This is a genomic window from Endozoicomonas sp. ONNA2 (genome assembly GCF_024606365.1).
Classification (GTDB): Bacteria; Pseudomonadota; Gammaproteobacteria; order Pseudomonadales; family Endozoicomonadaceae; genus Endozoicomonas.
In genome coordinates, this window is record NZ_JAHHPO010000585.1 from 1 (window position 1) to 6,406 (window position 6,406).

5 protein-coding genes are annotated in these 6,406 nt (G+C 53.1%); 3 read left to right on the forward strand and 2 right to left on the reverse strand.

Going from position 1 to position 6,406, the window contains the following annotated elements:
• The 3 genes from KDK14_RS10250 to glmS all read left to right on the forward strand — a co-directional run.
• A partial coding sequence (locus KDK14_RS10250; RefSeq protein WP_257265005.1) for a hypothetical protein occupies positions 1–287 on the forward strand: 287 nt, incomplete at its 5' end.
• 332 nt (positions 288–619) lie between these two features.
• The gene (glmU, locus tag KDK14_RS10255; RefSeq protein WP_257265006.1) at positions 620–1,996 is read left to right on the forward strand and encodes a bifunctional UDP-N-acetylglucosamine diphosphorylase/glucosamine-1-phosphate N-acetyltransferase GlmU; all 1,377 of its coding nucleotides are present in this window, start codon (positions 620–622) and stop codon (positions 1,994–1,996) included.
• A 70-nt stretch (positions 1,997–2,066) separates the two neighbouring features.
• Positions 2,067–3,899, forward strand: a complete 1,833-nt coding sequence (gene glmS / locus KDK14_RS10260) for a glutamine--fructose-6-phosphate transaminase (isomerizing) (protein WP_257265007.1) — start codon at positions 2,067–2,069, stop codon at positions 3,897–3,899.
• A gap of 105 nt (positions 3,900–4,004) precedes the next feature.
• Here glmS and KDK14_RS10265 read toward each other — a convergent pair whose 3' ends face one another.
• Positions 4,005–5,651: a hypothetical protein gene (locus KDK14_RS10265; protein WP_257265008.1), complete on the reverse strand. Its 1,647-nt coding sequence runs from the start codon at positions 5,649–5,651 to the stop codon at positions 4,005–4,007.
• A gap of 71 nt (positions 5,652–5,722) precedes the next feature.
• Positions 5,723–6,406, reverse strand: a 684-nt coding sequence (locus KDK14_RS10270) for an FGGY-family carbohydrate kinase (RefSeq protein WP_257265009.1), incomplete at its 5' end; no start/stop codon positions are given.

Here is a 6,406-nt window from a genome sequence, read left to right on the forward strand (position 1 = left end):
CGGAAGGATTTTCTGCTGCCATCGCCCGTCTGGAGCCGGGGGATTTTACTGATCAAGTCAGGGAGCTGGTGAATAAACTGAAGCTTGCTTACTGTCATAAGATCAGTCATCCGATCAGCGAGCATAAAGCGGATTCACAGTTATCAGCAGGCAACCCCTTGCATCAAATTGCTGAATTCAGGACGCATAATCAAGGGCAACCTGTGAATGAGCTTGACCGGCTGGAAAAAATAATCAGGCAAAGTATGAATCCTGTTGCCGGAACACCCGGGTCGAATAACGGCTAAACCGTGCATTCTGAGATGCTGTCGCTGGCAATGTCGTCAATTATTTTATGATATAGAGGGTTGTCTTTTTACGTACGGTCATTAACCTGACGATACAAATTGGATTTTCGAGCATTCAGGCATTCATTATTCGACAGTGGTGCAGGTTTTGCCAATTGGTCAATATTCCTGATATTTCCGAAAGACATACTCCTTGTTCTGGTATTTTTCTCCCAAAGAACACACCGATGAATCAGGTTTGATACCTGCAAGCGCTCTTGTTTTTGTGTTAACAGACGAAACAGTTATAAATCAGATGCTCCCACCGGGGCACTTTGTCCACCGAGGCTACCATGAGAGCTGATATCGTTATTCTTGCTGCCGGGCAGGGCAGCCGCATGAAATCCAGGCTGCCAAAGGTACTTCATTGCATTGCCGGCAAGCCTATGCTGGAACATGTTATCCTCAGTGCCCTGCACACCCAGAGAAAAGTCGGTGAAGGCAAGATTCATGTGGTGATTGGCCACGGGGCAGAGCAGGTCAAACAGGCACTGGGCCATTACGATCTGAACTGGGTGGTGCAAGAAGAGCAGTTGGGAACCGGCCATGCTGTGCGCCAGGCACTGCCCGGCTGTAAAGGTGCCGACGTAGTGCTGGTACTCTACGGCGACGTTCCGCTGATTCACTCTTCTTCTTTACAGTCACTGTTGGCGGCCAGTAATGGTGAGCGCCTGGGCCTGCTGACCATCAACCTGGCCAACCCCTCCGGTTATGGCCGGATTATCCGTGATGGCCTGGGCAATATTCAGGCCATTGTCGAAGATAAGGATGCCTCCCCCGAGCAGCTGGCCATTAATGAAGTGAATACCGGCATTATGGCCATTCCCGGTAATAAGGCGAGTGGCTGGATCAGCAATCTGAAGAATGAAAACGTTCAGCATGAATTCTATCTCACTGACATTGTCTCCATGGCCGTGGCCGAAGACACCACGGTTATCCATGTCCAGCCACAGATCCCTATTGAAGTGGAAGGTGTTAACAGCCGTGTCCAGCTGATGGAGCTGGAAAGGGCCCGCCAACACCAGCTGGCCAATAACCTGATGGTTAGCGGCGTTACGGTAATCGACCCACGTCGTCTGGATATTCGCGGTGAGGTCAAGACTGGCCATGACATTACCCTGGACATCAATGTGGTTCTCGAAGGCAAGGTTGAGCTGGCAGATAACGTTTACATCGAACCCGGTTGTGTGATTCGCAACTCTGTTATTGGGGAAGGTGCCGTTATCAAGGCGCACTCCATTCTTGAAGATGCAGTTGTTGCTGCCGGGTGTGAGGTTGGCCCTTTTGCCCGCCTGAGGCCGGGCACCGAACTGAAGGAAAAAGCCCGGGTTGGTAACTTTGTGGAAATCAAGAAAACCGTTATTGGCCAGGGCAGCAAGGTCAATCACCTGAGTTATGTGGGCGATGCTGAAGTAGGCGACAACGTGAATGTGGGTGCTGGCACCATTACCTGCAATTACGACGGTGTTAATAAATTCAGGACCGTGATTGGCGATGGTGCCTTTATCGGCAGTAACAGTTCGCTGGTGGCTCCTGTGACCATTGGGCGAGGTGCCACCACTGGTGCGGGTTCCGCCATTACCCGGGATATCCCCGATGAACAGTTGGCCGTGGCCCGCGCCAGGCAGCGTAATATCGAAGGCTGGCAGCGCCCGGTAAAAGAGGACTGACGTTCACTGGGGAGTGTCGCTTATCAACTCCCTGAAGATTGTGGCAACGTGTATTAAGGAATCGAATACCATGTGTGGAATTGTTGGTGCAGTAGCACAAAGGGACGTGGCAGATATTCTGCTGGAAGGGCTTCGTCGTCTGGAATACCGGGGCTATGACTCAGCAGGTATCGCCATCATTGGTGCCAATGGCGAACTCAGGCGGGAGAGGCGTACCGGCAAGGTATCAGAACTGGCCGATGCGGTTGCCCGTAACCCGATACGGGGTGGTACCGGCATTGCCCATACCCGCTGGGCTACCCATGGTGAACCGAATGAGCGCAATGCTCATCCACACGTATCGGATGATCACATAGCTGTCGTGCATAACGGCATTATCGAGAACCATGAATCCCTGCGGGCCCTGCTTCAGATAGAAGGCTATGTCTTTACCTCCGATACTGACACAGAAGTTATTGCCCATCTGGTTAGCCTTGAACAGAAGACCAGTAACTCCCTGCTGGAGGCGGTACAGAAAGCCGTAGCCCGCCTCGAAGGGGCCTATGGCATGGTGGTGATGGACTGTAACGACAGTGAACGTCTTGTGGTTGCCCGCTCCGGCAGCCCCCTGGTGATCGGGGTGGGTATTGGCGAGCATTTTATCGCTTCCGACCAGCTGGCACTGTTCCCGGTTACCCGCCGGTTCATGTTCCTGGAAGAGGGCGATGTGGCCGAAGTAACCCGCAACGGGGTGACGGTTCTGGATGTGACCGGCACCCCGGTGGAGCGAGAGGCCAGGGACAGCGATGTTGAACATGACGCCGGCGATAAAGGCCCCTATCGCCACTACATGCTTAAAGAGATCCATGAGCAGCCCGAAGCCATCGCCAATACCCTGGAAGGCCGCCTGGGCGAGCATCAGCTAAACCTCGATATTCTGGGCCAGGAAGGCCAGGCGATCCTCAATAAAACCCGTGCCGTGCAAATCGTCGCCTGTGGAACCAGTTACCATGCCGGTATGGTGGCCCGCTACTGGTTTGAGGAGCTGGCGGGTATTCCCTGTCGTGTAGAGATTGCCTCTGAGTTCCGCTACCGGAAATTCTTTGTGCCGGAAGATTGCCTGTTTGTCACCATCTCCCAGTCCGGTGAGACAGCGGATACGCTGGCGGCCTTGAAGCTGGCCAAGGCACTGGGTTACATGGCCTCACTGAGTATTTGTAATGTGCCGGGCTCGTCCATGGTGCGGGAGTCGGATATCGCCATGATGACCCGGGCCGGTGCCGAGATTGGCGTGGCATCCACCAAGGCATTTACCACCCAGTTAACCGCACTGCTGATGCTGGTGACGGCGATTGGCCGCCATACGGGCATGACCCCGGAACAGGAATCCAATGTCGTCTCAGCGTTACGACACCTGCCTCATATCCTGAACAATACCCTGACGCTGAGTGACGATATTGAAGCCATGGCAGAAGCCTTTGCCGATAAGCAACACTGTCTGTTCCTGGGGCGTGGCACCCAGTACCCCATCGCCATGGAGGGGGCCCTGAAACTTAAGGAGATCTCCTACATCCACGCCGAAGCCTACGCGGCCGGTGAACTGAAGCACGGCCCCCTGGCCCTGATCGATAATGATATGCCGGTGATTGTGGTGGCCCCGAACAACGATCTGCTGGAAAAACTGAAATCCAATATGGAGGAGGTCCGGGCCAGGGGCGGGCAGCTGTTTGTCTTTGCCGATAAACAGGCAAGGCTGACCGATACCGAAGGTGTCCGGGTTCTGCCAGTGGACGAGGTGCCGGAGGTGGTTGCCCCGATTGTTTACACCATTCCCCTGCAGCTGCTTTCTTATCATGTGGCGATTATCAAGGGTACCGATGTGGATCAGCCACGTAACCTGGCCAAAAGTGTGACGGTTGAATAGTTTTTGTCGTTGGGCAGGTGTAATCAATTAATAAACCCGTCCAGTGTAAGGCCCAGGCTGTGAAACAGGCATGGGCTATCCCCATGCCTTGAGCATTAATTCAGTTCAGATTTGAGCCGAACCTGCCAGATGAACACGCATATTCTGAGTCAGCGCCTGGGCAACAAATGCCTGCAGCACTTCTTTCAAGCTTTCCTTGGGCACATATGCGACAGTAATATGGTTACTCTGGTGGCCAGCCATCAGGTCATCACGACCTACACCATCAAGAACGCAGTTCATCAAAGGCCATTCTCTGGTAGTGCTGTCCAGACGACGCTGGAATTCTGCCTGTGGCAATTCAAACGCAGTTCCGCTACCAACATGCAGATGAACTTCGGTACCTTCATAGTGAGCACGCGCCCAGATAAAGGTCCCCGCCTTACACTGACCACCAATACTTGAACCACCCAGAGGGAAATACATGGCAGGCTGGCGATAGCCTTTAGCGCCCGCAATGCCACCTTTGAGGTGTTCAAAGGGCACGGAACCGGAGATTTCGAAATCCCAGTAGAAAGTGCCTTCGTAGTCACTGCCCCAGCGAATGTCATGCAGTGTGGTTTCTGCTGGCAAGCCCAGGCTATCGAGCAAACGGAACAGCATGGTTTGAGGAATTGCGGTACCCATGTCCACTTCGTTGATGCACGGGATGGGTTTGCCAGCGCGGATGACCTCACCGTTTTCATCTTTAATCGGGAAGCGCTCACTGGAACCAATGGCACCTTCTGCAAAGTCAGAAGCTGCACAACTGTCTTTCAGACCCTGCTGGTACTGCACACCGACACTGGAAAGACCGAAGCGTTTGGTAAAACGAGCCATGGCAATCATCATGGCGCACTGTTCAAGGACCTGTTCCCGGGTCAGCTCGGTGGCGGAATCCGTACCAAACTGGAAATCCATACCGCGATCAAGGTAGAACTGCAGACACTGTTCACGCTCAGCCTGAGAAACCAGACTCATCTCGTATAACAGCGCAGACTGGGACAGGGACTCGATCGGCATGCCAATCCTGACCAGGGATTCCATTGGGAACACGCCGTTTATCATGCCCATACAGAACATATCAAACAGCCCCATAATCTCCTTGTTTGCCAGAATGTACTGACCAACCTGCTGCCCAATCTTGCCTGCGTCTGTCCCCATGACCGGGTGATCTCTGGTAATTTCCTTCAGGTAGGAAGTGTCATGCTCAATGTTGCCAGACTCCAGCCATGACTGAAGCCCTGCATAGAAAAAGTCATCATCGAAATTTTCGGACCAGAGTCGGCTATGTTTGCGCCCCAGGCTGGTTAAAGTACCAGCCATGCACAGGGCTCCTACCAGCCCGGGCCATGTACCATCAAAGTTAGCCAGCAGCAGAACCGGACCTTCATGGTGAACCAGCGATGGTGCAAGATGGTGAGAGTATTGCCAGGCGGTCATTAATACAATCAAGGGCGCTTTGGGGTCGATGGCTGCCATTACATCGGAGCCTTCCCGCTGATTGCTGATAAAACCATGCCCCTGGTCTTTTTTAACCGGGTGGCCACGGCGCATGGTGTAACCAAATTTTTCCTGCAGGGCGGCCTGCAGCTTTTCTTCATAGCTGCTCTGCACTTGCCAGCAGTTTTTGTTGGCTGTATCACGCAAATCACCATTGGTGATCATGAACACTTCTTTATTTGCCAGAGTCTGGCGCGGCTTTTTCGCAGGCAGGTTGAGATTGAGAGCCATTGGTTGTTATCTCCGAAAATGGGTAACTTCGAAAAGGCCTTGGTTCAAGGCCTGATTTGCTTAAGTGTAATTCAAATATTCTGCATCATTGCCCTGTACTTCATCTGATCTTCATACATCTCATGGAAAACCCTGTACTTGGCATCGTGAAACGCTTTGGTGTCTGGCTGTGGTTTGACCACCTTACCTGTAGACGACATGGCACTCATGGCATCGAGCAGCGTGTTGAAATCACCGCTGGCCGTTGCTGCCAGCATGGCTGACCCGAGAATAACCGCCTCATCTTCATTGCTGAGAACAATGTCACAGCCGGTGACATTGGCGTGTTCCCTCAGCCACAAGGGGTTCTTGGTGCCACCGCCGCACATATGGATGCGGGTTATCCGGTGCCCGGAGTCGTTCAGGGCTTCAATAATATGCCGCGTGCCGTACGAAACAGACTGAATGGCAGCCACGTAGACTTTGGCCAGTTCCGTCAGGTCCTTATTGAGTGACAACCCTGAAATCATTCCTTTCAGGTGCGGGTTTGCCCGGGGTGAACGATTGCCATGGTGATAGCCCAATAAATGAACGTGCGCTGTAAATGCCGGGTCGTCTTGTTCGAGGCGGGCAACTTCTTCATTGAGAATCTCGTATTCGCTGCGGCCTTGCACTTTGGCCATGTTCATCAGCTCTGGATAAAAAGCACTGTCCCGAATCACATGGTCAATCAAAGAGCCCGCTGCCGATTGGCCACCTTCATTCAGCCATAAGCC